The organism is Symmachiella dynata, from assembly GCF_007747995.1.
Classification (GTDB): domain Bacteria; phylum Planctomycetota; class Planctomycetia; order Planctomycetales; family Planctomycetaceae; genus Symmachiella; species Symmachiella dynata.
In genome coordinates this window covers 3,276,264-3,302,624 of record NZ_CP036276.1, presented here as the reverse complement: position 1 = coordinate 3,302,624, position 26,361 = coordinate 3,276,264, and the positions used below count along the sequence as shown (strand labels likewise).

General features: G+C 55.0%; 19 protein-coding genes. 5 read left to right on the top strand and 14 right to left on the bottom strand.

The features are described 5' to 3' along the window. Positions 1–85 precede the first annotated feature (85 nt). Positions 86–1,075: a Gfo/Idh/MocA family protein gene (locus tag Mal52_RS12745; protein ID WP_145376598.1), complete on the top strand. Its 990-nt coding sequence runs from the start codon at positions 86–88 to the stop codon at positions 1,073–1,075. Positions 1,076–1,205: 130 nt separating this feature from the next. Then, positions 1,206–2,333 (top strand): M20 family metallopeptidase, encoded by a 1,128-nt coding sequence (locus Mal52_RS12740; protein WP_145376597.1) that lies wholly within the window; start codon positions 1,206–1,208, stop codon positions 2,331–2,333. A 284-nt stretch (positions 2,334–2,617) separates the two neighbouring features. Here Mal52_RS12740 and Mal52_RS12735 read toward each other — a convergent pair whose 3' ends face one another. The 3 genes from Mal52_RS12735 to uvrB are packed head-to-tail and all read right to left on the bottom strand — an operon-like array spanning position 2,618 to position 7,359. Beyond that, positions 2,618–3,907, bottom strand: coding sequence for an ABC transporter permease (locus Mal52_RS12735; protein WP_145376596.1), 1,290 nt, complete (start codon positions 3,905–3,907; stop codon positions 2,618–2,620). A gap of 14 nt (positions 3,908–3,921) precedes the next feature. Beyond that, the gene (locus Mal52_RS12730) at positions 3,922–5,208 is read right to left on the bottom strand and encodes an ABC transporter permease (RefSeq protein ID WP_145376595.1); all 1,287 of its coding nucleotides are present in this window, start codon (positions 5,206–5,208) and stop codon (positions 3,922–3,924) included. A gap of 60 nt (positions 5,209–5,268) precedes the next feature. Further along, on the bottom strand, positions 5,269–7,359 hold the full coding sequence (gene uvrB, locus Mal52_RS12725; protein WP_145376594.1) for an excinuclease ABC subunit UvrB: 2,091 nt from the start codon (positions 7,357–7,359) through the stop codon (positions 5,269–5,271). Between the two features lie 270 nt (positions 7,360–7,629). Here uvrB and Mal52_RS12720 point away from each other — a divergent pair, with 270 nt between their 5' ends. Continuing rightward, complete coding sequence (locus Mal52_RS12720) at positions 7,630–7,902, top strand: (2Fe-2S)-binding protein (protein WP_145376593.1); 273 nt, start codon at positions 7,630–7,632, stop codon at positions 7,900–7,902. Between the two features lie 186 nt (positions 7,903–8,088). Here Mal52_RS12720 and bfr read toward each other — a convergent pair whose 3' ends face one another. Both bfr and Mal52_RS12710 read right to left on the bottom strand, forming a co-directional pair. Further along, entirely contained in the window at positions 8,089–8,571 is a 483-nt protein-coding gene (bfr, locus tag Mal52_RS12715; RefSeq protein WP_145376592.1) for a bacterioferritin, read from the bottom strand. A 217-nt stretch (positions 8,572–8,788) separates the two neighbouring features. Continuing rightward, on the bottom strand, positions 8,789–9,661 hold the full coding sequence (locus Mal52_RS12710) for a segregation and condensation protein A (protein WP_145376591.1): 873 nt from the start codon (positions 9,659–9,661) through the stop codon (positions 8,789–8,791). Positions 9,662–9,979: 318 nt separating this feature from the next. Between Mal52_RS12710 and Mal52_RS12705 the strand changes: the two genes are divergently transcribed. Next, positions 9,980–11,041: an Ldh family oxidoreductase gene (locus tag Mal52_RS12705; protein ID WP_145376590.1), complete on the top strand. Its 1,062-nt coding sequence runs from the start codon at positions 9,980–9,982 to the stop codon at positions 11,039–11,041. A gap of 585 nt (positions 11,042–11,626) precedes the next feature. Here the strand turns inward: Mal52_RS12705 and Mal52_RS12700 are convergent. Then, positions 11,627–12,622, bottom strand: a complete 996-nt coding sequence (locus Mal52_RS12700; RefSeq protein WP_145376589.1) for an NAD(P)H-dependent glycerol-3-phosphate dehydrogenase — start codon at positions 12,620–12,622, stop codon at positions 11,627–11,629. 367 nt (positions 12,623–12,989) lie between these two features. Between Mal52_RS12700 and Mal52_RS12695 the strand changes: the two genes are divergently transcribed. Continuing rightward, entirely contained in the window at positions 12,990–13,220 is a 231-nt protein-coding gene (locus tag Mal52_RS12695; RefSeq protein WP_145376588.1) for a hypothetical protein, read from the top strand. A 306-nt stretch (positions 13,221–13,526) separates the two neighbouring features. On the opposite strand, the gene Mal52_RS12690 is transcribed toward Mal52_RS12695, so the two are convergent. The 8 genes from Mal52_RS12690 to Mal52_RS12655 form a co-directional block, all read right to left on the bottom strand. Then, on the bottom strand, positions 13,527–14,939 hold the full coding sequence (locus Mal52_RS12690; protein ID WP_145376587.1) for a DUF1501 domain-containing protein: 1,413 nt from the start codon (positions 14,937–14,939) through the stop codon (positions 13,527–13,529). 60 nt (positions 14,940–14,999) lie between these two features. Continuing rightward, positions 15,000–16,427 (bottom strand): DUF1501 domain-containing protein, encoded by a 1,428-nt coding sequence (locus Mal52_RS12685; protein WP_145376586.1) that lies wholly within the window; start codon positions 16,425–16,427, stop codon positions 15,000–15,002. A 342-nt stretch (positions 16,428–16,769) separates the two neighbouring features. Beyond that, positions 16,770–17,495: an SMI1/KNR4 family protein gene (locus Mal52_RS12680; RefSeq protein ID WP_145376585.1), complete on the bottom strand. Its 726-nt coding sequence runs from the start codon at positions 17,493–17,495 to the stop codon at positions 16,770–16,772. 217 nt (positions 17,496–17,712) lie between these two features. Continuing rightward, positions 17,713–18,063 (bottom strand): hypothetical protein, encoded by a 351-nt coding sequence (locus tag Mal52_RS12675; RefSeq protein WP_145376584.1) that lies wholly within the window; start codon positions 18,061–18,063, stop codon positions 17,713–17,715. A 257-nt stretch (positions 18,064–18,320) separates the two neighbouring features. Then, complete coding sequence (locus tag Mal52_RS12670) at positions 18,321–19,829, bottom strand: porin (RefSeq protein ID WP_197534862.1); 1,509 nt, start codon at positions 19,827–19,829, stop codon at positions 18,321–18,323. A 239-nt stretch (positions 19,830–20,068) separates the two neighbouring features. Next, a complete protein-coding gene (locus Mal52_RS12665) occupies positions 20,069–21,538 on the bottom strand; it encodes an OprO/OprP family phosphate-selective porin (RefSeq protein WP_197534861.1) in 1,470 nt (489 codons plus the stop codon). 383 nt (positions 21,539–21,921) lie between these two features. Then, a complete protein-coding gene (locus Mal52_RS12660; RefSeq protein ID WP_145376581.1) occupies positions 21,922–24,102 on the bottom strand; it encodes a peroxidase family protein in 2,181 nt (726 codons plus the stop codon). 483 nt (positions 24,103–24,585) lie between these two features. Next, positions 24,586–26,283: a LamG domain-containing protein gene (locus Mal52_RS12655; RefSeq protein WP_145376579.1), complete on the bottom strand. Its 1,698-nt coding sequence runs from the start codon at positions 26,281–26,283 to the stop codon at positions 24,586–24,588. Positions 26,284–26,361 lie beyond the last annotated feature (78 nt).

Here is a 26,361-nt window from a genome sequence, read left to right as displayed (position 1 = left end):
GTGCGCCAACCGCCGCCCGCCCCGCACCACAATCCAAGACACAGCCCAAAACACAACGACCACCACAAGATTGAGGAACCATGCCATGCCGCAGCCTATTAAAATCGGTCAAATCGGCACCGGACACGCCCATGCCTCGGGAAAAATTGGATCGCTCAAGCGCTCCAAAGATTTTGAAATCGTCGGCGTCGTCGAACCCGATGAACAGCGGCGGCGCGAGATGGAGAAAACCGCAGCCTATCAAGACGTCCGTTGGCTCACCGAAGAACAACTCCTCAATGTCGATGGACTCAAGGCGGTCGCTATCGAAACCGAGGTCAAGGACTTGCTCGATACCGGGGCGCGGGCCGTTGCTGCTGGAAAACATATTCATTTGGACAAACCGGCCGGCGAGAATTTACCGCAATTCAAACAACTGCTCGACGATGCCACGCGGCAGCATTTGACCGTGCAGATGGGCTACATGTATCGCTACAACCCGGGATTTCAATTCATCTTCAAGGCGGTCCGCGACGGTTGGCTGGGGGACATATTTTCGCTGCACACGGTGATGAGCAAAACCATGTCGTTGGAAGCACGACGCTCGCTGCTGCAATATCCCGGCGGCACGATGTTTGAACTCGGCTGCCATATTATCGACGCCGCTGTGATTGTGATGGGCAAACCAGACCGCGTCGTGCCATTCGCCCGACATTCGGCACGATACGACGACGGACTGTTGGACAATCAATTGGCGGTCTTCGAATACCCGCGCGCCACGGTCACAGTGCTGAGTGCCTTGATGGAGGTCGATGGGTTTCGGCGGCGGCAATTTGTCGTCAGTGGCGATGGCGGCACCGCCGACCTGCGTCCGTTGGAACCGCCCAAACTCAAGGCCGCCTTTTCGCGACCGCGGGGACCCTATAAAAAAGGGTACCAAGACATCCCGCTGGAAAACCTCCCAAGGTACGACGCTGATTTCACAGACTTGGCTCAAGTCATCCGAGGCGAAAAGGAATTCGAATTCACACCCCAGCACGATTTGGCCGTCCAAGAATCCATCTTGCTCGCCTGTGGGTTACCAACCGATGGGTAGACATGCCGGGGACCAGTGAATTATCGTGGCAGGAGATGCTCGCGCCACCGCTGGGGAAATTACACCGGCTAACGCTCGCAGCATATTCGGTCATCAACAAACGCAATATTAACAACGGTGAAACGCGGACATGGACGCATTGGCTTACAACAAGGAATTGATCCGTTTTGAATCGACGAGTCCGCTCTCGAATGTCGAAGTCTCAAATTATTGCGAGGACAAGTTAAAAGGGCTTGGCTTTGTCACCGAGCGGATCGAATACGATGACGCCAACGGCGTTCGCAAAGCCAACGTCATGGCGAAAAAAGGAAACGGCACTGGCGGCGTGGCTTATTTTTGCCATACCGATGTGGTCCCCGCTGACACCTGGAGCATCAAGGAGCACGGCCCGTTCGAACCGGCGGTCGTGGGAGACAAACTTTACGGCCGCGGCAGTTGCGACATGAAAGGCTCACTATCGTGCGCCCTGGCTGCCGCCGATCGTTTTTCCGCGGACGAATTGAAGCAACCGTTTTACATCACCTGCACCGCTGATGAAGAAGTCGGCTATATCGGCGCCAAACAGGTCGCCGAGAAATCGAAGATGTATCGCGAGATGGTCGAGGGGGACGCCCGTGGCATCATTGGCGAACCGACCATGCTGGAGGTCGTCTATGCTCACAAAGGGACGACCGGGTTTTCCGCAGTTTCACAGGGCCGCGCCGCCCACTCCAGCACCGATAAAGGACTCAACGCCAACTTGGCGATGATTCCCTTTTTGGCCGAGATGAAGGCGATCCACGACGAAACCCTGCAAGACCCCACTTGGCGCGATGAACGTTTTAACCCGCCGACAATCAGTTGGAACATCGGCATCAATGACCACACGACGGCAATTAACATCACGCCGCCGCAATCGGTCTGCACCGTCTACTTTCGGGTGATGCCCAATATGGACGCGCAAATTCTCGTCGACCGCGCCCGCAAAGTCGCTGAGAAGTGCGGTTTGGAATTCCAAGCACACGGCAACGGTGCGCCGTTGTACGTTGATCCCCATTCAGATTTCGTCAACGAGTTTTTAGAAATCGCCGGAAAGACCGAAGCCCAAACCGTCACCTACGGAACCGACGGCGCCATGTTCAGCGACTTAAAACGAAAGGTCGTGTACGGCCCCGGCGACATCGCCCAAGCCCACACCGACGACGAATGGATCACGCTTGAACAATTGGAGCAGGGGACCGAGATGTTCGAAAAACTAATCCGCCGCTGGTGCACCTAAGACTATTGGCCCCAACGTAGGGTGCGTCGCGACGCACCTTTCTAGGTAGTCGGGTCGATCCCCCCAACAAATCATAACGTCGCACACCAAACGACGAAAAGGATTTAGCCACAGAGAACGAAAGAGTAGCACTCTTGATTCCAGGCGTGGAGAGCTCGGCATCGCTGTCGTGTTCCTTGGTGCATCTCTGCGAGGAAGCTTTCCATTTAAAAATATTAACGGACGCTAATTGTCGTGCGAAAACCCTCACCCCGGCCCTCTCCCAGAGGGAGAGGGAGTTTGTTTTAGGGTGTGTTGTTGGGTGCAGGAGGTGGCGACGTGATCTCTTCGCATGCGGCGATCAGGTCACGGGCTGCGGCTTCAAGTTTGTCTAGCTGTCCCTCGGGGATTTTGGGCATGTGCAGGCGGTTGGGCCAAACGTGTGGGTGTACGTCGTCGTGACAGATTCCGTACCACAGATAGGTGGCGATGATCGCATAAAACCCGCTGCGGACTTGCGCAAAGGCCTTGCGGGCTTGGTGCGGGACGAGTGGCATCATGGACATGACCGTTTCGTGCAAGTGTCGCTGACGGTTCATCAATCGATCCGTTTGACGAGCGAGTTTGAGCACATGCGCGTGAGCCTCGCGGAACATCATGGACTGTGGCGGACGGGCAGGGGGTTCGTCATATTCGACGGGGAACTGCACGCGCACAGCTTCGGCGAAATCTAGAACGCTCTGCGCGATCGGCTGCAATTCCTCGGGGGGAATAAACTGAATGCGGTTCAAACGTGGCGATTTCGGTCGCACGCGCACCACCGCCGCCGCCAAGCTGGCACTGGAGATCACCAACCACGGCACAAAACAACAGGGAAGCCCTGTGCAAACCATCCAACCTGTGTTACCCAACTCCAAAGCTTGGTACACGGTGGTTAACCAAAACCAAGTGGTCAGACTGCACGCCGCCAATAGCACCATCGTCAACACGGGTCGCATCGCCGCCGACTTGCAGTACGATCCCAGCCACAAAGCGATGCTACTGAGCCCGACCGAAAGCACGATCGCCACCAGCAGCATCAACAGAATCGTCAGCAGATCGATCCCCGGCAATAAATAAGTCACCACAATAAACGGCCCCAAGGCGGCGAAGTACAGCCCCATATGCAGAGCGGCGCACCAAAATTTGCCGATCGTAATCCGGTCCGAAGGGATCCGCGTCAGGACCAACGTCTCCATCGTGCTGCCGGCGAATTCATGCGCCAAACTATCCAACGCGCGAAGCGGCACCGCAAAGTTCAGCGCAATCACCAAACAACCATACAGCATGAAGAACAGGGCGGCGGCGTGGATCTGTCCCGTATGGCCATAGCCAAACGGGACGAATTTCAAAACAACTTCCGGCGCCAATAGCGCCGTAATGCTGATGCCCCAAGCAGCACTCAGCAACGCAAAAAAGATCATCACGAATTGCCGGCTTTTCCAAAGTTGCCGCAACTCTTTCACCAAAATCGGATTCAGCGCGTCATTCCACTGCTGCAACCGCGGACTGCGATTATCGGACAACAATGGAAATGGTAAAGGCGCATCCGACATTTCGATCTTTCCAATCACTGCTGTTCAGCATTCGGGTCGCTCAAATTCAATGCATCCGCTTCGGGTCGCTCTGAGAAAATCCCCGCTTCTTCCAGTTCCGGCGGCTCGTCGCGATCCAACAGTTCTTGTAGTCGAGAAACCGCCAGTTTCAATACCCGTAAATCATCGGGGCCTATTGTATAGACGAGCTGTTCCTCGGTGAGCGGAATTTCATCGGCATCCGCCGCGCATAATTCACTCCAACCGAAGCGGTGCAAGACCATGTTTTGCACGGTACAAATCATCTCCAATGGTTCCGCCGCCCCTTTGATGGTCAGATATCGATAACGCCCCAAATGGCCGAACTGCCGTTGACGGGGATTCAACAACCGCTCCATCCGCACAACGACCGGCACCATCGATTGCACTGCCTCAGGCGTGATCGTAACTTTTTTAAGATGACGCAGCGTGTACGACTCCGGTCGTAGCGGAACATGTTGCTCAATCGTCTCGGCGAGATGATCCGCAGCCTGCACGATCGCCGGCAGGTCCTCCTGTCCGACATAAGTCCGCACCAACCCTATCGTCGGCGGACGCAAGCTGCCCAATGTCACCGCTGCAAAAAACAGACCGGGAAATCCCACAAACCCAATCAGAAAACAGGTCATGCCACACAGATCGACACCCCCGCCGGTATACGCAATGGATGCAGTAAGTTCCGACAAGAAAATAGCAGCAATGGTGGAACCAAATAGCAACAGCAGCATATTCATGATTTGAAAATGCAGCTTCGTCGCCAGCGCACCCAACATCAGACCAAATAATGACAACATAGTGGCTGTGGCTGCAATAACAATCAGTGCCGCGAGGATGTCGAATACGCTCAAGCCGCGGAGCATATAAGTCATCGAAATGAACGGCGCAAACGCTGCGACAAACAATCCAATCACGACGAGCGCCGAGCTGAGTTTTCCCCAAAAGATCTGCGTGTCGGACAGCGAACTGACGGCCAGCATCTCAAACGTGTGCCGTTCGCGCTCGGCAGTCATGCTGCGGAAGCTGATGTAGGGCACGACGTAAAAAAGTGCAGCCCCCAGTACCATCAACAAGGGCATAAGAAGTCTGGGGCCGAGAACACTCTCCGGATGCGCCGGTTCGATCACGACCGACATCGACACGAACCAGGCGACCACCAACGCCACAAAGAACGGGATTGTCACCAGATGGGTTTTAAAGACCTGCCGCGTCTCCTTCACCAAAATCGGGTTCAATCCATCGGCCCAATCTTCGGCCCAACGGTCCACTGCCTTAGCGCTCAGCATGTGACGCGTTTCTCCCGGTCCACCCCATCAATTCTTGTCACAACCGTTCAACACAGTTTGTTACTCTCGCTTTCCTGGTTTGGGAACCCGTTTTCCACCCCCACGGCGGCGGCCCCGCTTTTTCTTGGTCTGCGATTTGACTTGTCCCTCGGCCACCTTTTCGTCCGCCGTGAGCGGTTGTCCAAGCTGTTGCTTGAGCTGCAAAATCCGATCGCGCAGTTCGGCTGCCCGTTCGAATTGCAAATCCTCAGCCGCCGCCAGCATCTCCGCTTCCAATTCTTGGACGAACTCCATGGTGACGTACTGTTGTTCATCCCCAATCCCCGCCGCCGACTGCTCGACTTGCCGCGCTTCGATATCTTCTTCAATCCCGCGAGAAATCGCCTTGCGAATCGTTTCCGGCGTAATCCCATGCTCCGCATTATAGGCCAACTGTAATTCGCGACGGCGATTCGTTTCATCAATCGCCCGCTGCATGCTATTGGTCACGCGATCCGCATACAAATAGACTTCAGCGTTCACATTCCGTGCCGTCCGCCCGATGGTTTGAATCAGACTCGTTTCACTGCGCAAGAAACCTTCTTTGTCTGCATCCAGAATGGCGACTAAGGAGACTTCCGGCAAGTCCAAACCTTCCCGCAGCAAGTTAATGCCAATCAACGCATCGAATTTGTGTTCCCGTAATTCACGGAGAATCTCCACACGTTCAATCGCGTCCAATTCCGAATGCAGCCACTTGCAACGAATGCCCTGTTCTGACAAATAACGCGTGAGTTCCTCCGACAATCGCTTAGTGAGCGTCGTGACCAAGACCCGTTCCTGGACCTCCGCTCGCTTGCGAATTTGTTCCATCAAATGCGGGACTTGGCCGCGGGCGGGAACGATGTGGATCACGGGATCGACCAGACCGGTCGGGCGAATCACCTGTTCGACAAATTCACCGCCGGTCTGTTCCAATTCCCAGTCGCTGGGAGTGGCCGACACGTACACGATTTGATTCAGCCGCTCGCGCCATTCAGCAAACTTCAACGGCCGATTATCGAGCGCCGAAGGCAGACGGAATCCATGTTCGACCAGCGTCGTCTTCCGCGAATGATCGCCGGCAAACATGGCACGGATTTGCGGTGTTGTGGCGTGCGATTCGTCGATGAATGCCACAAAGTCGTCCGGGAAAAAGTCCATCAACGTATCAGGCGGCGATCCCGGGGGACGGCCCGATAACGGCTGACTGTAATTTTCGATACCGGGGCAATACCCGACCTCTTGCATCATTTCCAAATCAAACCGCGTCCGAGCCGCTAATCGCTGTGCTTCCAGCAATTTGCCCGCTTCTCGCAATTCTTGCAACCGCCCATTCAGCTCGTCTTCGATCGCCTTGATCGCCGCCGTAATCCGTTCTTGCGGCATGACAAAATGCTTGGCGGGATAGATGTACGCCTCTTCCAACACACGGGCTTCTTGTCCGGTCAGCGGGTTGATGATCGACAGTTTTTCGATCTCATCGCCCCACAGCTCGATGCGGTAGGCAAATTCCTCGTACGCCGGCCAGCACTCGACGACGTCACCCCGCACGCGGACGGTGCCTCGCTGAAAACTGATGTCGTTACGATCGTATTGGATGTCGATCAGTTTCAGCAGCATCTCGTCGCGGTCGATTTCGTCTCCGACCCGCAACGGCAACATCATCTCCAAATAGTCTTTGGGAGACCCCAAACCGTAGATGCAACTCACGCTCGCCACAACAATCACATCCCGCCGGCTGACCAACGAACTGGTCGCCTGCAGCCGCAAACGATCGATCTCTTCGTTGATCGATGCATCTTTTTCGATGTAGATGTCGCGCTGCGGAATGTACGCTTCGGGCTGATAATAATCGTAATAACTAACAAAATACGACACGGCGTTATGCGGAAAGAACGCCTTGAACTCCGAATACAACTGCGCCGCCAACGTCTTATTGTGCGACAACACCAGCGCAGGCCGCTGCATTTGTTGGATCACATTGGCCATCGTGAAGGTCTTGCCAGAGCCGGTGACCCCTAACAGCACCTGTTCCTTCTGCCCCGCTTGAATCCCTTTGACCAACGCTTCAATCGCTGCCGGCTGGTCGCCGCCGGGCTGGAATTCACTCTGTAATTGAAACTCAGGCATGTTGAAATCCGTAACACAATAGTCACCAGCTATCGCCCCGCCACCGACGAAGCGCTCAACGAACAGTATACGGGGTCCCTAACAGAATTGTGAGTCAAACCTGATAACCCATTGCCTCAAAACGGTTTATGAAGGGCGCGCCGGAGGACTACACGCTCACGATTGAGACAGTGCCAATTGGATTTGACATCGTCTGACGTTTCGGTAGAATTGAACCAGTGCAACTGAGACTCATTCTCAATTCATGTTGACTGCATCGGAACGACCGATATGACTAATTGGGCAGCTAAAGCGACTCTCTTCGCAGTGAAAACCTCTACCGTCGTGGAAAAGTCCACTGCGAGCGGCTGTAGTAACGATGTGATCTGCCGTTGCCTGGGCGTCACGTCTGAGGAAATCGATTCTGCGGTCAGCGTGTTCAACGCCGAATCGGTCCAGGATTTGAAGCAACAAACCGGAGCCGGCAGCGGCTGCACCGCCTGCCACCGCGTGCTCAAGCAAATCCTCGCCGCCCGCCGCGAGCAATTCGAAAACAGCCTCTAAAGCCCGCGTAGCCACAACCCATCCTGTGGTCGGCTTACGATATCGCAAGATGAGGGTGGTTGTGAACGAGCATTAGCGCGTCCCCCCCGGGCCAATTGCCAGCCCCAACGCACCAGGGACGGACTTCGTCCGACCCCCAGCGCCCGGTCGTCTGCATAATGCGCGGCGAAGCTCCAATTGCCGTGATTACCCTTCTTCGCTTTCGCCCAATTGCGATTGCAGGTAATTCTCGATGCCGATGGTGCCGATGATCTCAAGTTGAGTTTCCAGCCAATCAACGTGCTCTTCGGACTCAACCAAGATTTTCTCAACCAAATCCCGCGAGCCGCCATCTTTGAGTTGAATGCACAAGTCCACCGCATCGTTGTAGGCATTCACGCCACTGGTTTCCAATTTGAGATCATACTCAAACTGCTCTTTGACGTTCTCGCCCACGCGAATCACATCATAACGTGCGATCTCGGGAACGCCTTCCAGGAAAAGAATCCGGTCGATCAACAGCTCCGCGTGCTTCATTTCGCCCATCGACTCTTCGTAGTGCTTGGCGCCCAATTTATTGAAGCCCCAATTTGTGCACATCTTGGCTTGAATGAAGTACTGGTTAATCGCCGTCAGCTCGATCGTCAATCCGGCATTGAGTGCATCGATGATTTTTTGATTGCCTTGCATCGCTCGGTTCCCGTTCTCGCGTTTGATTTCAAAGTTTGTGCGGTGAATTCTGTCGAAGGCAGCGCCATTCGACCGGTTTCTATATTGCTTGCACAAATGCTAATCGCGAGTCGTGGACATACAAGTGAAACAAGGCCGAATTCCGCGGGGAATCCAAGGATTGACACGATTTCTCGACAACTCACAACCCTCTGCGGACTGTGATTGAAAACCGTTCTCACTCAGCTGCGGGAGGTGGCGATTCGCCGGACTCAGCCGCGGTCGGAAGATCAGCAGGCGCTGCCTCAGCAACTTCGGCATCCGTGGTAGCATCCACGGTGGCATCCGTAGCGGTCTCTGTTTCGGATTCAGCCGGCGGCGGGCGATTGGGGTCGGGAGGCATGACCCAGATTTCGCCGCTCTCTTCTTGCACTGCACGGAAATAATAGTTGCGCAGCAATTCTAATATGGCCAAGAAGATTCCGACGATCTTACTCTTAGAATTGCTCCCCTCAAAAAATGCGCTGAAGGCAACACGCTGGTCCTGCTTGACCCGTTTGCCCACACGATCAATATAAACTGAAATCGGTGTGTCGTCGTAGACGATACTTTTCTGTTCTTCCGGATCGATCTGACGCACGATTCGCGAGAACGCGCTCACCAAGTCCCACAGCTCCACATCCTTGATATGATCCTGCCGCGCCTCTTTTCCGCCTGCGGGCCGCTCATCGCTGAGCCGTGGATAACGTTGCTGCCACAGCGCCGCTTGGTCTTCGAGAAGCTTAGCCGCATCCTTGAATTTCTTGTACTCCAGCAGTTGCCGCACCAATTCGCTGCGGGGGTCTTCGGTGACATCAACCTCGGGAGCCTCTTCTTCCTCAGGTCGCGGCAGCACCATGCGACTTTTGATTTCGACCAGGGTACTGGCCAGCACTACAAATTCACCGACCAAGTCAAAATCGATCAGCTCCAGCACCTCAAGAAACTCACCAAACTGCGCCGTGATTTTCGCGATCGGCAAATCCGTAACGTCCACCTCATGACGCCGTACCAGGTACAGCAACAAGTCAATGGGGCCGGTATAGGTTGTAAGTTCGACGCGGTAATCCATAACAGTTTTGAGATCCGCCAGCAGTCAACGCCGTTGCGCATCATGCGCGCACCAGTCTCATAACGAGTATCGTCGTTATAACCCGCACAGGTTGAATCGGGTCGTGAAAATGCGAAAGTCGGCTTGAGGCATGAGGGGACAGGCCTGAGGAACGGAGTGATTTCCCTGATTGCATCCCCCCTTGTCTCGATTGATCCCGTTGCTCTAACAAGCCTCAAACCGCGGAAATCCGCCGCCGCGCTGGTGATTGTCGATGGCGATTGCTATCCTCGAAACAAACAATTTTTCCCGACACAAAACGCATCTCAAAAATCAATTATGCCCACATTCAATACTCAGCAGTTGGAAGAAATCACGCGGCGTATCTTAGAAGGCGCCGGGGCTTCGGCCGAAGAGGCTCAAACCGTCGCCGTGGAATTGGCGGGGGCCAACCTCGTCGGCCACGACAGCCACGGCATCATGCGGCTCAAACAATATGTCGACTACATCGAGCAGAAGCATATTCGCCCCGGCGCACCGGTCAAACTCGATGTCGATACGCCGACGCTCGCCGTACTCGATGGCGGTGGAAATTTTGGGCAGGTGGTCGCCACCAAAGCGCTGCAAATCGCCACAACGCGTGCTCGCGAGGCAGGTTCCTGCACCGTCCTGTGCCGCGAATGCAATCACATCGGCCGGCTCGGCTCCTACACTTATCAAGCGGCGCTCCAAGGTTTCTTCACCGTGATGGCCGTCAATGCCCCCGGACCGGGTGGAGTCGTTCCCTGGGGCGGGCTGGATCGCAAATTGGGCACCAATCCCATCTCGATGGCAGCTCCCTGGAACGATGAAGCGATCGTGCTGGACATGACCACCTCCGCTACAGCCGAGGGCAAGGTCCGCGTCGCCCTGCAAAAAGGGGAATCAATCCCCGACGGTTGGGTCATCGACAATGCCGGGAATCCCACGAACAACCCCGCCGATTTGTATGGCGACCCCGACAAAGGAATCGCACCGGGCGCCATCCTTCCGCTCGGCGGACCGTTAGGTTTCAAGGGCTATGGAATGAGCGTGATGTTGGACATTGTCTGTGGCATTCTGTCAGGAGCAGGCATTGCCCGGACCGATGTCCCTCCCGGCACCAATGGCGTTTGGATGTATCTGATCGATGTCGAAAAGCTGATGTCGGCCGATCAATACGCCACCGTCATGGGCCAATACGTCGATTACATCAAAAGCAGCCGTAAAATCCCCGGTGTCGACGAAATCCTGATGCCTGGTGAAATCGAACTCCGCCGCCAAGCCGAGCGCCGCCGCGACGGGATCACCATCCCCGATATGACCTGGAAACAAACCCTGGACCAAGCCACAAGGGTCGGAGCCACGCTGGACGGAATTTAAAAATCCGTCGCACGGTAAACAACAAACCCTCTCTCCCTCTGGGAGAGGGGCAGGGGTGAGGGTTTTCGCCGAATAGTTCTCGGTCGTCAAAGTTTTTCGTTGGGACAATCTTTCGTCCGCCCCAAAAAAGTGCGTTGCAACGCCCCCACAGCAAAGTCGTACACCACTCTCACAATCCCCAACCAATTCCCCCCCAGCGACCAACGGGAGCGGCCCATGCACACCGTGCGGAAGCACGCACCAAGTGCCCTCGGCACCACATCGTGCGGAAGCACGCACCAAGTGCCCCCGGCACCACATCGTGCGGAAGCACGAACCAAGCGGCTATGCCGCACTAGATTTGGTAGTCGGGTAGGTTGGGGTCGGCTTGTTTTTGGGGTGGGTTTCGATTCTGCCACTTCACGAACAGCCAGTTCACGACAATGCCCCAGATTACGGGCAGGACGAGACAGGCGAGTGTGAACAGGAGTTTTTCAACCACAACGAACCCCGGTGAACAGATTGAATAAGCCGATGGGACGCGATCGGATATAATGTGCCGTCGCTGGAACTGTCAAGCTCCCTCAGCACAACCGATCGTTTCGCCTACTCCCGCTTCGGCGGGCGAAGCATCAGCGATTCGGTGGCAGCCGTCGGCGATTTGCCTTCGAATAGCACTTGATACACCTCGTTGGCAATCGGCATATCTACATCGCGTTGATCCGACAGTTCATACACACTGCGCGTGGTCCAGACACCTTCGGCGACCGACTTCATGTCTGCTTGGATCTGCTCTAAGGTTTCCCCTTTTCCGAGACGCTCGCCGACTTCGCGATTACGCCCGTAGGGGCTCACGCAGGTCGTGACCAAATCGCCTAATCCAGCAAGGCCGGAAAATGTGGAGGCTTCGGCCCCCATGGCAGTGCCGAAACGGGTCATTTCGACCAATCCCCGCGTGATCAATCCCGCCTTGGCATTGTCACCGAACCCGAGGCCGTCACAGATACCGGCGGCAATGGCCACGATGTTTTTGAGCGCCGCAGCCATTTCTACGCCGATGATGTCCACATTTGTATACACCCGGAACCGATCGGTGGTGAACATAGCCTGCACCCGTTTGGCCAACGACAAATCGCCACTGGCCGCCACGACGCTGGCCGGGAGTCGTCGTGAGATCTCTTCGGCGTGACTGGGCCCCCCCAGAGCCACGACGCCACGTTGCCCCAGGATCTCGCTAATGATTTCACTGGGCCGGAGAAAGGTTTCGTTCTCGATCCCCTTGATCACGCTGACCATCGGGCGATCGGCCGTTAGCAGCGGGGCCCAATCCGTGAGTGCCTCCCGCAAGAAAGCCGTAGGAACTGCGGCAACCAGAATATCCGCACCATCGATGGCGGCTTCGACGTCGGCGGTGATGGCGACTGATGCGGGGATTTTGACGCCGGGAAGCAGTCGTTCGTTTTGGCGCGATTGTGCCATAACCGCCGCATGCTCGGGATTACGGGTCCAGAGGGCGACCTCTTGTTCCGGATTTTCGGACAATAGGATCGCACACGCGGTTCCCATCGCTCCACCACCCAGAACAGTTACTTTATTTCCCATGGTTGTCCGATTCTAAAGATGGAATCACATTGTTTTTTCGGGTTCGTTTCAGGAACGCCGTGACTCGGTGCTCAGCGACCGGTCAGGCGCCTCTTGGAATTAGCCGGTAAAGTCCAAATGATGAGCTCCGACCTTGTCCTGATCACCATCTTGTTGAGCTGCAACGCGACCGAATGTTCGCGGGCCAATACCAATTCCAATTGTAGCCGAACCCACTGACAACAAATGACGCGGCGCAGTCGACGATTATCACGCCGATTTTACGATGTTTTCACTGTCGGAGCGAGATATCCGAGAATTCCATTTGCCAGGCGCTAATTTGAAGACTACGGTTGACTACAAGCATCGTCCTCGCGGGAGCATCTTAATGCAACAGACCAGCGAACAGAACCCAACTTTCGTCGATCGACGGAGCAATTCCGACGGGTCGAATCCCGGTCAAGAACGACGTCAATTCTCCAGTTCCCACCAGACATTACGTCCGGAAGTCATCGAACTCGCCGAAGCGGTCGATCAATACAAATTGCGTCACCGACGGCGGTTTATCACATTCGAGGAACTGTACGATGTGATGGCGGAATTGGGATACCACAGGTAACGCGCGGACGCACAACGTCTGTTCCTGATGGCGACTGCCTTTACGGTTCGAATGACACATGCCCCTATGAGGTGATTATGCGCTGCGCCGCACTATTCGTTACGGCCCTATTGTTGTGTGGGATCACCGTAGTAGGTTTCGCTTTCGAAAATAGTGCAGTCTTGGCTGCAATTTCAGCATGGGTCGTTCTCGCCGGGACCGCGGGAATCATTACGGTCCTCTGGAAACAACGGCCAAAACCGGTTCCTGTGAAAGCGCGCAAACGGCAAGACGTGCCGCGACGGGTCTGGTAACGAATCCCTGTGATTAGACCAATTCGCTCAACGGCGTGCCGCTGTCCAGCAGATATTGCGGGCGGCCGGTGGGATCATCGACCGTCACACCCGTCGCGTCGATCCCCAGGTTCCGGTAGAGCGTGGCAAAGACATCTTTGTATTGCACCGGCCGGGAGACCGCCGTTGCCGCTTGGCGATCCGTAACGCCGATCGTCTGCCCGGTTCGCATCCCGCCACCGGCCAGCAATCCCATGCCCACGCGCGGCCAATGGTGGCGTCCGGCTGTTTTAGTATCGATCCGCGGTGTGCGTCCAAACTCGCCCCAGGCGACGATGGAAACGTCATCGAACATTCCCCGCTCGCGCAAGTCTGTGACCAGCGCATCGAGCCCGTGATCGATCATCGGCAGAACATTCCGCAACCGGCTAAAATTGTTGCGATGAGTGTCAAAGTCACTAAACGAGACACTCACGCAGCGAACCCCCGCCTCAATCAATCGCCGCGCCAAAAGCAATTTGTAGGTCGCCTCCGGTCCGTCGCTATATTTTGAACGCTCCCCACTAGTCTCAGCGGAAAACTGATACCGCCGCAGCGTCGCGGGGTCGACCTTCTCCAAGTCCAACGCATCGGCCAATGCCCCCGACGTGAGGATATTGACGGCTTGTTGTGTGAAACGGTCCATCGCATCCATCATGCCGCTGGAATCGACGTCGCGGCGAATGCGATCCAAGCCTGTCAACAACTGCGTACGGTCGGTCAATCGCCGCGCGGACAATTGTGGATTCAGCACCAGACTCGTCGCATGCCCAGTTCCTAAGCGGGCCAACTCACCTTTCATTCCCGGTTCGAGTTGCCGGGTGAACAGGTGGGAAATGTCGGGCCGAAACGGCTGATAGGCCGGTCCAAGAAAACCGGGACGGGCGCTGTTGCGCACCAGCGGACGCCCCTGCATCAAATCGACAAACGTCGGCGCTGCTTGTCCCGCGGTGGCATACAGTTTCGAAAGCACAGCTCCCATCGACGGACGTCCACCGATTGAAGCAAGGTCTTTGGCATGAAATCCCGATTGGCACTGAAACGCATCATGCCTCCCAGCCGAGCCGACCAAGGAGCGGATGAAGGCAAAATCATTGGCATTCGCAGCCAATTTCGGCAGCAGTTCGCTGATTTGGATTCCCGCGACCGCCGTGGAGATCGGCGAAAAGTCACCGCGAATTTCCACCGGAGCATCCGGCTTAAGATCAATCATATCCATCTGCGGCGGACCCCCGTCGAGATGGATGTTGATCACCGCTTTATTCGACGATCCAATTCCCGCCGCCGCTTCCGCGCGCAATAATTCCGGCAATGTCAGCCCGGCAGCCCCCAGCGCACCTATCGTGAGGAAACCGCGGCGAGAAACACCGTCGCAGTACTGTGTTTTATTGCCCTGAATTGTCAGCATTCGTTAATCGTCCTTCAGCCCCTTAGTTTTTGCAAGGGGGGAGCGGCATACGATGGCCTGTTAGAGCAATCCTTCAAGCGGCTGTGCATGATAAATCTGATGCGGACGGCCGTCGAGGTCGGTCCAACTGGTAGAGGAGGGGATGCCCAACGTATCAAATATTGTCGCGGCAAAGTTTTCCGTCGTTTGCCGGCCGGAAAGCGGATAGGCTGCCAGCGCGTCGGTCTTGCCGATGACCTTTCCGCCAGGGACACCCGCACCGGCAAACAACACCGAATTGACCGGATCCCAATGGTCGCGCCCCGCATCTTTGTTGATCTTTGGCGTCCGCCCAAATTCGCCTCCCACTATCAGCAACGTCTCTTCCGATAGGCCGCTTTCAAACAGATCGTCCATCAACGCCGACACAGCTCGGTCCATTGGTGGGAGCAGGTTGTTTTTAAGATTCGCAAAATTGCCGTAGTGTGTATCCCAGGAGGAATTTTTCCCCAAATTGACCTGCACATAATTCACCCCCGCTTGCGACAGCCGAAACGCCATCAAGCAGGATAGGCCAAACTTGTTTTTGCCATACCGCTCCACAAGTTTCGGATCGGCGTTCTCCACATCGAAGGCCTCTTTCGTGGTTGGATCGGCTAAGACCGAAACCGCCTGCTCGCGAAATTTTGCGTGCTGCTCAACACGGGCCACGCGCTGCATGTGCTCCCGTTGATGCTCGATTCCTGCCAGCAAACTCAACCGTTCCGATAACCGCCCATTGCCGCCGTTGGGCAATTTGAGGTGTGGCGTGTCAAAGATCGTTGGCGAGCCATGCTGAAACGGCGAGCCGTCGAAGCGAAAACAGTCCGGGCAGGCGCCATTCCCCAACGGGCACTTCGCGGCAATGTCGACGTGCCATGCTTCCCAACGCGGTCCCAACCGTCCGGCATACTGCCCGGGTCGAAAGCGGCCGATCTCGTTGATGCTTGGTTGCGGCAGCACGACCGCCGGCGGCAAATTATTTCGTCCGCGCGTGGCATACGTCACCAGCGAGGGAATCGACGGCCATTCGTTGGGGCTGGGTGCGTCGTTCGTGTTGAATGCCGGCGGCAAATCCAACCGCCCGGTGAGCATCATGTGACAAGCCAGTTCGTGGCCATTGCTGCCGGTGGCGAGTGTCCGCAGTATCGCGTATTTGTCGGTCCGCTGCGCCAACAGCGGCAGATGCTCACAGATTTGCAGGCCCGGTGTCCGCGTGGAGACCGGTTGAAATTCGCCCCGAACATCCACCGGCGCCGCCGGCTTCATATCAAAGCTGTCCTGCTGCGAAATTCCGCCCGTCAGAAACACAAAGATCACAGACTTTCGCCGCGTGGCGACCTGGGGAGCGGCGATAGTAGATGTGGGAAGTAACGATGCTGCTCCCAGTCCGAGAGCTCCAGCCTGCAACACATCCCGGCGAGAGACCCGCGGCGGCAACGTCAACGTTTCGGTCCGTGGGCCCGTCATAGATCCCCCCGATCACATTGCTCAATTCATGGCAATTCCGTAGCGCAGTCGACGCCACCCGTTCCAGGATGAACTCAACACATGCATTCTGGTTGATTTGATAGCGAGATGCAACTGCAGTTGGCTGGCAACGCCGCGGCACAGGCGACAGTCGCACATTCAAAACGCGATCTGTCATGCAGCACAGGGTAGCCCAGATAGATTCTATCTGGGCCGACGAAGTCGGCAGGAGAGCTTGCCACGAAGTTGCTGACTATTTGCCAATAACTCCCGCGGCTGCGCCGCCCCGAAAGAATCTTTCGGGGACAAACACATGGTCCACCACTTCGTTTCACGCGATTTTTACTTAGTGGCTTGTGGTGTAACGCCCCAGCATGTCCAAATCTCACGTGCTGGACCACCTGCACCATTAGGGTCTATTGCGAGGAATTGAGAAAGTAACTGCCCTTTTTGAATAAGCTCCTCTTCTGAGTCTTCAACGGGATCACCACCCAAAAAATCGATTTCCGATTTGGCACTGAATGTCATCGATTCAAACATTTTCGCCGAAGAGGAGAATAGCGGAATTATTTCCTGATCTGTGTTTAGGGGTTCGTGGTCCCAAATCACAATGGAGCAATCACCGTCTGTGTGCCTTTGTTGAAAGTCAAAACATACGGGACCTGCATCCGATAATGCATGGGAACCAAATGGAATAAGGTGGGAACCAGTCGGAAAGTCCTGTCGGCAGACGTCATACAATCTGGTGAGTTCCTCCTTCCATTGACCGATGACATGGCTTTCGAAACAGACTCCGCATTCGGTGAGTTCGTAGAAATGGCGGTATTTGAGAAACTCGACATACAAATCGGGCAACTTGCCACAGTAAAGACTTTCTAGCTCATCGATGTCCTGGTCGGTCACGGTACTCGCAATGGGTTGCCACGCTAGCCAAGCCCCCGAGGGTGGCACGTTTGGATCACGCATTTCCGCCGGCATATTCGGGTCCGGACAGCACATTAAATCGTGCCGACGCAGACTCTCAATGGCTGTGTCAACATAAACGGTTGCGATCGACTGTTCGGTCATGTATCTGGTGAACTCCAGTTTGAAATACAACGCGTAGTATCATGCTCCACAGCGTGCCCCAGATAGATTCTATCTGGCCCGACGAAGTCGGCAGGAGAGCTTGCCGCGAAGTTGCTGACAATTCCTCAACATCTCCCGCGGCTACGCCGCCCCGAAAGAATCTTTCGGGGTCACCCAACGTCCCAAACTAAATTTCGGGACGTTCAACTTTCCCTCGTCAATTATTGGGAGCCGCTCGGTCGATTTGGTTTTCAAATAACTCGAGCAGTTCTCCTTTCAATCTTATGGCTTCCTCGTCAGCTGGCCATGTATATTGTGTCCAAACGTCGTCTTGATTTTCTCTGGAAGCGAGTACGACCGTATCGCCCACAAAATTCACCATGGTTTTATCGGTTTCGACAACCAATATGGGGACGTAAGTTTCGAAGCTGTGTTGTTTTTTATGAGGCTTCGATAACCATACATTGAAATTCTTTTGGAAATCGCTGTCCTTGGTGAGTTCAATTTCGCGATCAAGAGACCCTGGTTTGACATCGGAATACTCTTGAATGACAAGACGACCCTGCATAGTGATCGGTTCATTCCGGTGTGAGGAACTGCTGCAGCCAACCCACGAAAGTGAACAAGCCAAGAACAGACCTAACGCGTAAAGACGCCTAGTGGGTCGACTTGTCATATTTCACCTTAAAATCATTAGAGTCTAAAAATCACCGCAGCAACTTTCACCGCCAGGCCACCCGAGACGGCAACTCCATACTGCATGGTCTCAAAGCGAGTTGCAACCGCAGTTACCAGCCAAGCTCAAACTGCACAGCCAGCACCGTTTCAAAACGCGATCTGCCATTGTAGCCGCGTCAGAAGTCCTTCTTGCCCGACTTCGTAGTTGGGGCCGGAATTGGAGACGGGGCTGCCGTCGAGTTTTGTGATATCAAAGGTCACCTTGTTCTGGTGCGTCCCGTTGACATACCAGTTGATACCGGTTGCGTATTCCCAACGGGTTCCGAACATGCCATCGACGAGCGATGCGCGAGCAATGACTTCCAACGACTTTTCCAAGATCATGTAGCCGGTGTCGGCATAAAAACCGTAGGCATACAATTGCGAATACGGAATCGTGCCGCCAACTGTTTTGAATTGATTCAACCAGCGAAAGTACAGTTCGGAGTTGACGCTCCAACCCCGATACTTGAAGGCGGCGTCGACCGCATACAAGTAAATGTCCGACCCGACTACCGTCACTCCCGGAGCCAACGCACTAGGAGTAATCAACCGCGTCCCATCACTGATCCGCAGGAAGTTTTGTTCCGATCCGGGAACCCCCAAGGAATCGATCCCGTGTTGGCTGGCATAAGTAAAACTCTGCCCCACGCGGACTGCCAAGTCTTCGTGCCACTTCAAGTCGGCATAGCCCTTGCCATAATCACCGAGCGCATCCCACCACATGGTTCCCGAATAGGCTAAGCTTGTATCCAATTGCGAAAACTGCAAATCGGACGCACTAAATCCGTTGGCCACCATCACGCGGTAGAACAGATCCTCAGTCACTTCGCCGATGGCCCACACGCCCACGCTGCGATCAGGACGAAAAAACGTCGTCGCCATCGACCGGTCCGCAAAGTGCGTCCGCATCGAGCCATTTAACCAGTCGCGGCTACCAGGCACGAATGCCTTGCCGAAATACAAGTCAAAGGTCTCATTGAATTCATAGTTGAACCAAAAGTCATGAAAGATCGCTTGATGATTGTCGTCGGTATCACCGTCGATATTCAAAAAGAATTCCAATTTGGGATCGTGAACAAATCCGCTGAACACCAGCCGCGCCCGTTCGAGTTCGATTTCATTCCGGTTATCAATCCGTAGCGGCCCGCCGCGAAAGGTATCGCCCCGGTTGAAGTAAAAATCCGCATCCCGACTAAATCCAACATGCCGGATTTGCATGCGACCGTTCACTTGCAATTGATAGGGAATCGAATCTTTATCATCGGGACGGAGCACAAATCCAGTATCGTAATCGATCGCAAATGAGCTCGCCCGCGGCAACGTCCCCTGTTGAGAGGTTGCGTTCGTCCCACCGCCGGTGTTACTGCCTTGGTCTTGATAAGTGAACGACACCGGTTCGGTATCAAACACCGGGTTAGCGGTGGAAAATGCCGCATCCTGGACTTCACTACGCACTGAAGGATCTGGAACCGCTTCTTGTCCGGTCGGTGCCTCGCCAGCGGGTGCGTGTGGCGTCCCGTTTTCTAAAACCTGTAAACGCCGTTCCGCCTCATCCAATCGTCGCAGCAACGCGTCCACATCAACCGGTTTGTCTGCGCGAGCGGAAGCAGGCATGGTCGCCAGCAAAACCCCGGCTGCGATTGCCGTTATGATTGTTGAGGAAAAGTGTTTCATTCAGCAGATATAAAAGGGCAAACGGCGCAGTGCGACCGAAAACGAGGCGCCAAGATTTTTTGGATTTGAGTGAGTTGGTTTGGGGAGGTGAGAGAGAATGCACCACAATGGAGTGGGGAGGGAGGCCGCGGCAGGAGTTTAAGAGATTGGATCAATCTTCACAATTTCAAAACGTCATCCTAAAACTCAACCTGAGCCCGTCCCCCGATGACGACTGCATCGCTCGAACCGTACTCGGGGTCAATCAAATGTGTGGGAATGATATTCATCGTAAACCGTCCGCTTTGACTGACGTACCAATTCACCCCGAGGATGAAGTTGCGCATGTCTCCCCCCAGGATATTCTTGTTATTCAAATCGATGTACGACCAACCAGCCGTCAGCTCCAATGCCCCGGTCCCGCCACTGAGATCGAAGTTCTCTTTGGGAACGATATTGCGGAGAATTCCGTTACGCCGGTTATAGCCATATGTCTCCCCGGTCAGGACATATCCGACCGAGGCATACGCGCCGGCAAATGCCAACGTGGGGCCGCCAATTTGATCGACGACAGCAAACGTCGCCTCGGACTGAAGCGACAGAGATCCAAAGTTCCCGGCCAGTTCCGCATTAAAAATATGAAAAGCCCGCGCCGGAATTTTTCCCGTATCCACAAACGTGGGCACCCCCGTGGATGCGTCCGGATTGCCGGGATCCGAGACGAAAAAACCGGGTTGAATGGCATATCGCACGATATTGTCTGACGGAGAGCCGAAACTATATCCCATTCCCATGTGGAGCAATCGTGCTCCCTCGTCCTCATAATAAGGCAGTCCGGTAACACGGGTCGACATCGAGGTCCCCAGCGCATCTCCAGTAGTCACCCCGAACGAATCGGTCGGGTATCCGAAGGTGGATAATGACCAACTCCCCCTCCGTCCCGCCCAGTTCCCAAAGGCTCCCACGCCGGTTTGTCGAAACGGGTCAAACGCGAACGGCAAAGTGCGTTCCATGAACCGCAAGTCTTTAGAGCTCGTCATGGCTTGCATGCCAATCGACTGTTTGAAGTATCCCATCTGAACATTCTGCGCAACCGGGACTTCGTGAAATGCCAGCATGACGTTGCGAAAACTGGGATGTCCCGAAGCGGCAAAATCCAGGTCGATCACATACGTACTGGTCTCCCGCACATTTCCATCCACACGCAAACGGACACGCCGCAGACCGCTCTCGGCCGCGACCCGCCCCACAGACTCAACATTCAGTTCATCCTGATCCACAATTCCCGTATCCAACTGCAAAAACCCGCTCCAATTCACGGTGGGATACTCGGAGGTATCAAACAAGCTCCGCGGTTGTCCCAGACGATCCCGAAAACCCGGAGGAAGATTCGGCAAATCAGGATCCTCACCCAAGTTGGGTTGGGGCAGGGCAGCACCGTTGGGCTCGTCTTGGAACCTCAAATACCCAGAGTTTGTCCAATTCGAGATGGTGACAACGCCCGTCGACTCCTCTGCAGGAATCAATGCCTCCGCGAATTCCACAGTTTCGGATTCCGCAGCTTCTGACTCTGCAGTCACGCCCGCGTGGTCGCGCCGCAGCGCAGCGAGTTCCGCTTCCAGTTTTTGAATCCGCTGTTCGAATCCATCCGCTTCAGCGATCTCATCCACCCCGCCAGATTGCCCGAATCCAGTGGCGCCGGCGCATGCGACGATCACTACGGACAGTAAACACTGCCGTAAGCGCACGAGTCCACGATTCGTGGCGCAAGACATAATAGTTGCGTCACTAGTAGAGAGGAAAAGGGGAAGTTTTGAGAGAGGAGAATGCGCGGATTTCTGAACAGAATCTCCGCGGGGCGGGATTATACCGGCAGGCGGCATCGGCCACTATGCCAAAAAAACAGCACTGAGAATGCGGGGGGGGGACGGGAGAATTGACCAAGGCGCATAAGCTCCACCGCTGAGCCGTTCAAAGATCAACGACTCAGCGGCTTTGCCATGCTTGGCTACGGGAATTATCGGATCAACGCCAAAGTCCAACGTTGTCCTGCTCAGCGGCTACGTCTGTGGTGCTTTTTGAGAAGATCGTTTCCCCATAGCCCGTCCGCCAATTCGGCGAACGCATCATCGTGGCGGCCCAGTCCTGATCCGTGCGAGGAGGCGAAGGATTTCCCCCCCTTGTGTGAACGGCCAGGCGTGTCTTTTTCTTGATGCCCATGACGGCCGTGACCTGATTTTCCATGATTGTGATCATGGTTGTGGCCGTGATTGTGGTTGCCGTGGTTATGGTGATGCATGCCACCGGCAAAATGGCCGGGCCGATGCTGGCCGTTTTCGACAGCCACTTCTTGCAAGCCGACATTTCCTTGATCATCAATGACTTTCAATCCGACCACCAAGCGACCTCGCGAATCCAAGTCGCGCATCGAGACCGCCGCTTGCATGCCGACCGCATCGTCATACTTGCCGTCGTTGTCGAGGTCCCACAGATAGGTCAACGAGTCGGTTGACTGTTCGAGGTCATAACTGCTGCTGGCGTCTAACTGCAATTCGCCATTGCGCCGCGACCCCACAAATTCGACGTCCATTGCCGCCACCGGCGCGTAGTTTGTCGTCAACCGGAAAACGTCCTCGCGAATGTTTTCGATCCCGGTGTTCCGCAAAATGATGTCGGAGAGTTTCGTCGATTCCAATTCTTCCAATTCGCTGCCTTCGAAGACATTCTGATACCAGAAACGGTCTCCGTCGCGAATCCGCTCGAATTGGTCGGCGATCACCGTGTGGATCAACAACCCGACGCTCGCGCCGGCCAGATGGTCTTCTGCTAAGCCGCCAACCCAGACGTCGATATTGTCGACATCGCCATAGACCTCTTCCAACTTGGCCTGCAATTCCGGATCGGAGGTAATCTGCGAAAAGCTCGTCACCGCCTCCAATCCCAAATCAACACGAACCTGGTTGTAATCCGCCAAGCCGTGATCGCGTCCGCGCTGGATGTTTAATGAGACCAAGTCAAATCCGCCGGAACCGGGAGGGCCGAACAAGAAATTGCGCACGTCGTCAATGACCTGAGTATCAATCTCCTGCGCCTCCTGCCGCGCCAATCCGGCCAACAGAGAATCAATACCGTTCTCCGTCAATTCACCCGGGGCAAAAAACGCGTCACGCAAAGAGAGATTTCCAGCATCAATCACCGCGCCGCTGTTGTCGACCCGTAATAACTCGGGCGACAACATACTGTGCCCATATCGATAAGCCGCAGTCGAAAACAGGTTGCTAATGCCGGGGTTCACGGTTGGGTCGTACCCTTGATACTCCGCAATCGCACCTTCACCCAACAGCGCGGGAAGATATTCGTTAAATGTAATCGCCTGCATTTCGGCAACAACAAAGGCCCGAGCCTGTTGATAGATTGCCTCATCGGACATGCCCGGATTGTTAGCAGCGATTTCGTCAGCGATGCGATTATGTTCTCTCACGAACAACGTATGCATCGAAGAGAGTGCCGCGTTTTCATTGGCACGCACATCACCGGCCAGGAACAAATCGGCACTCGTCCCGCCGGCATTGGCTAAACCAGATTCGTTAAATGGCAACAGATCGCCTTCACTGGTCTTCAACCGGCCGCCGGAAAACGTCCGCAGCGCCGCTGCACGCACGTCATCGGACCCGTAAATCGCCGACCCATCAATGAAAGCGGTAATCTCATTGAGCTGTTGTCGCACATTGCTCACCGAATCACCCGTCGCGGCATCGTACAAGGAGCGGTTGAAATCGATGACCTGTGTCCCCGTTGAAAAGGGATCAAAGTATTCGTCACCCGTGGGGACTTCAATCGGCAACGACTCGTGGGGTTCACCGTTTTCCGTCAGGTCGATATCGTGATCGATAAACTGTCCCCATAACCAGACAAAGTCGGACAGTTGCCGGTCATTGATGATATCCGAGTCCTGGTCCACGATCGCATTACTGACCTCCCGTGCACTGGGCCGATCGGCCCCCGCGGGATCTGAAATCCCGTCTGCGTACTCAACAGTACTGATCCGCAACAATTGTTCGTAGGTACTGCCCCATTCGGGATTGTCGAGGTTATTGCCGGTCCCATCAAACTCCGCGAAGCTAGCGGACATCACGACGCGCTCTTCGAGTGACTCCAACGACAAGGGGCGTCGGCGTTTGTTGACTTTACCAGCGTGGGATGAGCGTGTCTTGGTGTGGATCTTGGAACGCATGGATGACTCCATTTGTGGGGAAAGGTCTAGGGATGGGGAGTGAGACAAGACGATGAGGCGTCGTTCAACAATGAGTACGACAGGCTTGTCGCGTTGCTCCTCCCGGGTGGCTAAGACACCAACCGGAAAGAAAAAGGGACGTGAAAGATATGCCCGGCAAGGATCTGCCAAGCAGTGTAGTGTTTACGTTTCGACACGACGGTAACCACCATTTCAACAACAAAATTCAGTGCTAATGTACTCAGCAAACCCCGAAAGACATGACCGTTCAATTCGATGTTCTTCTTTCATCCTAATCGGCTCACTGAGGGATGCGATAGATGAAAAAAAGGTCTGTATGAAAAGTCATTTCCGGAAAGCTGCCAAGCACGCCGCAATCATTTGTGGTTTCGTGCCGATGAACATGCCTCTGATAAATACAACGTAAATACGACGCGCGTATTCACTAACCTCGGCGCATTTTTCCCATCCGCCTTTTATCGTTTATTGACCTGCAGCACTCTTTTTCACCTTCGCCAACTGCGCGATGTCGGCATCCGTCAACGCGCGGCCATACAGACGCACCTCTGCAAGCTTGCCGTTGAAATGATCCTGTGGACCGAAGCCAATCGTCAGCGGTTTGGTGGTGGAGACGTCATAGTCCTTGGCAGCAAACTGCGACGAACGGGCGACGAGTTTTCCATTGACGTACAGCCGCAAATGATCACGCCCCCGCACCGCTGCCAGATGGACCCAACCCGCAGGCAGCGCGTGACCATACGTCGCGCTTTTGCCCGCCTCCAACGAATAGACATGTCCCGAAGGCAAGGTCCCGCAATACAACCGGCCGTCATGCACAGCCATCGACCATGCGCGGCGATATTTGACGTTCGGCGTGGTATCCAATTGCCCGGTCCGCGACCAATTGCTACCGCCGTCGTAGCGATACACTTCAGCCAACGGCAGTGTGCCCGCAAAGAACCCGCCGTTGTAGACCGCCATCCCCATCACTTCTTTTTCGTCGCCGAGTCGACCGACATTGATCCAATCCTGCCCGCCGCCATAACGAAACACTTCACCATTGGGCCATGTCGAGCAGTACAAGTCACCGCGGTAAATCGCAAACCCATACGACTGGGTGATTCCCTCGGGTTTTCCGACATCGGCGAACTTTCCCTCGCCGTCGTAACGTTCAATGCCCCCGCCATCCAGCGATGCGAAATACATCGATCCGTTATGGACCACGGGAAAGGTCACGCGATGCCCCGGCTCTCCCAGAAATTCCCAATTCTTGCCCCCTTCGTAGCGATACAACCCCCGCCCGGGATGCTTGGAAGGTCCGGCGTACAACGCGCCTTGATAAACAACCAAACCACCGGTTGTGAATGATTCGCCGGTCTTTGGATTTTGCAATTTGCCGCAATCAACCCACTGCCCCGGACCTTCATAGCGATACACTTTCCCCCCCGGCGTTTCATTCGGCGATTCAGGAAGCGCCGATCCAGCGGAGAGATAACGACCGGTTCCCGCATACAGATGCCCCTCAAAAACCGCGAGCGTCTGCACCGCGTTGCTACTATCGGGACTTCCGCAATCGACCCACTGTTGTCCACCCTCAAAACGATAGACATGCCCCGCCTGATCCGCACCATGCTCAAAAGTCCCAGCGTACAACTCCCCTTTGTAAACACACAGCGCGCAGACATACAAATTATCTCCGGGACGTCCACAGTCGGTCCACTGGGGATCGATTTTGTCCGCATCAATTCCAAAATAGAGATGCCGATGATTGGACTGCGTGGAGGTCACACCGGATAAGTTGAGGATTCCCAAATTAAATCCCGTGCGGGTCTGCGGGTCATATTTGGCAACAAGGTCGCCCAGCACATCGTCCAACTTTTCTTGGGTATTCGCCCACAGGGAGATGGAAAACTCTCCCGCCCCCAAGTGCAGGGCGGGATTGTCGTCGACTTCGATGACACTGGTGCGGCCATCAAATCCACCCGCGGTATTTGCCTGACCGCTGGGCCCTACGACCTTCAAATCGATATCGCGCGCCCTGGATTTGAGTTTGTTTGAGGAATGGTCGAGCGTGTCGCCGGCTAATGGCCAATCACCGATCAGTTTGTCGTCGCCACGAACGTTGCTCCCGGTGCCGCACACAAACAAGAGCACCAGCGAGCCCGTTAAAAAACGATTCATCAGACGTTCCTCGAAACCAAGGGAAAAGGCAATGGGTGAGCGAAACGGAAAACGCTCAATAAGGCCGCTGCATCGGTA

Excerpts from the sequence above, each read along its gene's own strand:
- Mal52_RS12745 (WP_145376598.1), top strand. The coding sequence starts at position 86 with ATGCCGCAGCCTATTAAAATCGGTCAAATCGGCACCGGACACGCCCAT.
- Mal52_RS12740 (WP_145376597.1), top strand. The coding sequence starts at position 1,206 with ATGGACGCATTGGCTTACAACAAGGAATTGATCCGTTTTGAATCGACG.
- Mal52_RS12735 (WP_145376596.1), bottom strand. The coding sequence starts at position 3,907 with ATGTCGGATGCGCCTTTACCATTTCCATTGTTGTCCGATAATCGCAGT.
- Mal52_RS12730 (WP_145376595.1), bottom strand. The coding sequence starts at position 5,208 with ATGCTGAGCGCTAAGGCAGTGGACCGTTGGGCCGAAGATTGGGCCGAT.
- uvrB (WP_145376594.1), bottom strand. The coding sequence starts at position 7,359 with ATGCCTGAGTTTCAATTACAGAGTGAATTCCAGCCCGGCGGCGACCAG.
- Mal52_RS12720 (WP_145376593.1), top strand. The coding sequence starts at position 7,630 with ATGACTAATTGGGCAGCTAAAGCGACTCTCTTCGCAGTGAAAACCTCT.
- bfr (WP_145376592.1), bottom strand. The coding sequence starts at position 8,571 with ATGCAAGGCAATCAAAAAATCATCGATGCACTCAATGCCGGATTGACG.
- Mal52_RS12710 (WP_145376591.1), bottom strand. The coding sequence starts at position 9,661 with ATGGATTACCGCGTCGAACTTACAACCTATACCGGCCCCATTGACTTG.
- Mal52_RS12705 (WP_145376590.1), top strand. The coding sequence starts at position 9,980 with ATGCCCACATTCAATACTCAGCAGTTGGAAGAAATCACGCGGCGTATC.
- Mal52_RS12700 (WP_145376589.1), bottom strand. The coding sequence starts at position 12,622 with ATGGGAAATAAAGTAACTGTTCTGGGTGGTGGAGCGATGGGAACCGCG.
- Mal52_RS12695 (WP_145376588.1), top strand. The coding sequence starts at position 12,990 with ATGCAACAGACCAGCGAACAGAACCCAACTTTCGTCGATCGACGGAGC.
- Mal52_RS12690 (WP_145376587.1), bottom strand. The coding sequence starts at position 14,939 with ATGCTGACAATTCAGGGCAATAAAACACAGTACTGCGACGGTGTTTCT.
- Mal52_RS12685 (WP_145376586.1), bottom strand. The coding sequence starts at position 16,427 with ATGACGGGCCCACGGACCGAAACGTTGACGTTGCCGCCGCGGGTCTCT.
- Mal52_RS12680 (WP_145376585.1), bottom strand. The coding sequence starts at position 17,495 with ATGACCGAACAGTCGATCGCAACCGTTTATGTTGACACAGCCATTGAG.
- Mal52_RS12675 (WP_145376584.1), bottom strand. The coding sequence starts at position 18,063 with ATGCAGGGTCGTCTTGTCATTCAAGAGTATTCCGATGTCAAACCAGGG.
- Mal52_RS12670 (WP_197534862.1), bottom strand. The coding sequence starts at position 19,829 with ATGCCTGCTTCCGCTCGCGCAGACAAACCGGTTGATGTGGACGCGTTG.
- Mal52_RS12660 (WP_145376581.1), bottom strand. The coding sequence starts at position 24,102 with ATGCGTTCCAAGATCCACACCAAGACACGCTCATCCCACGCTGGTAAA.
- Mal52_RS12655 (WP_145376579.1), bottom strand. The coding sequence starts at position 26,283 with ATGAATCGTTTTTTAACGGGCTCGCTGGTGCTCTTGTTTGTGTGCGGC.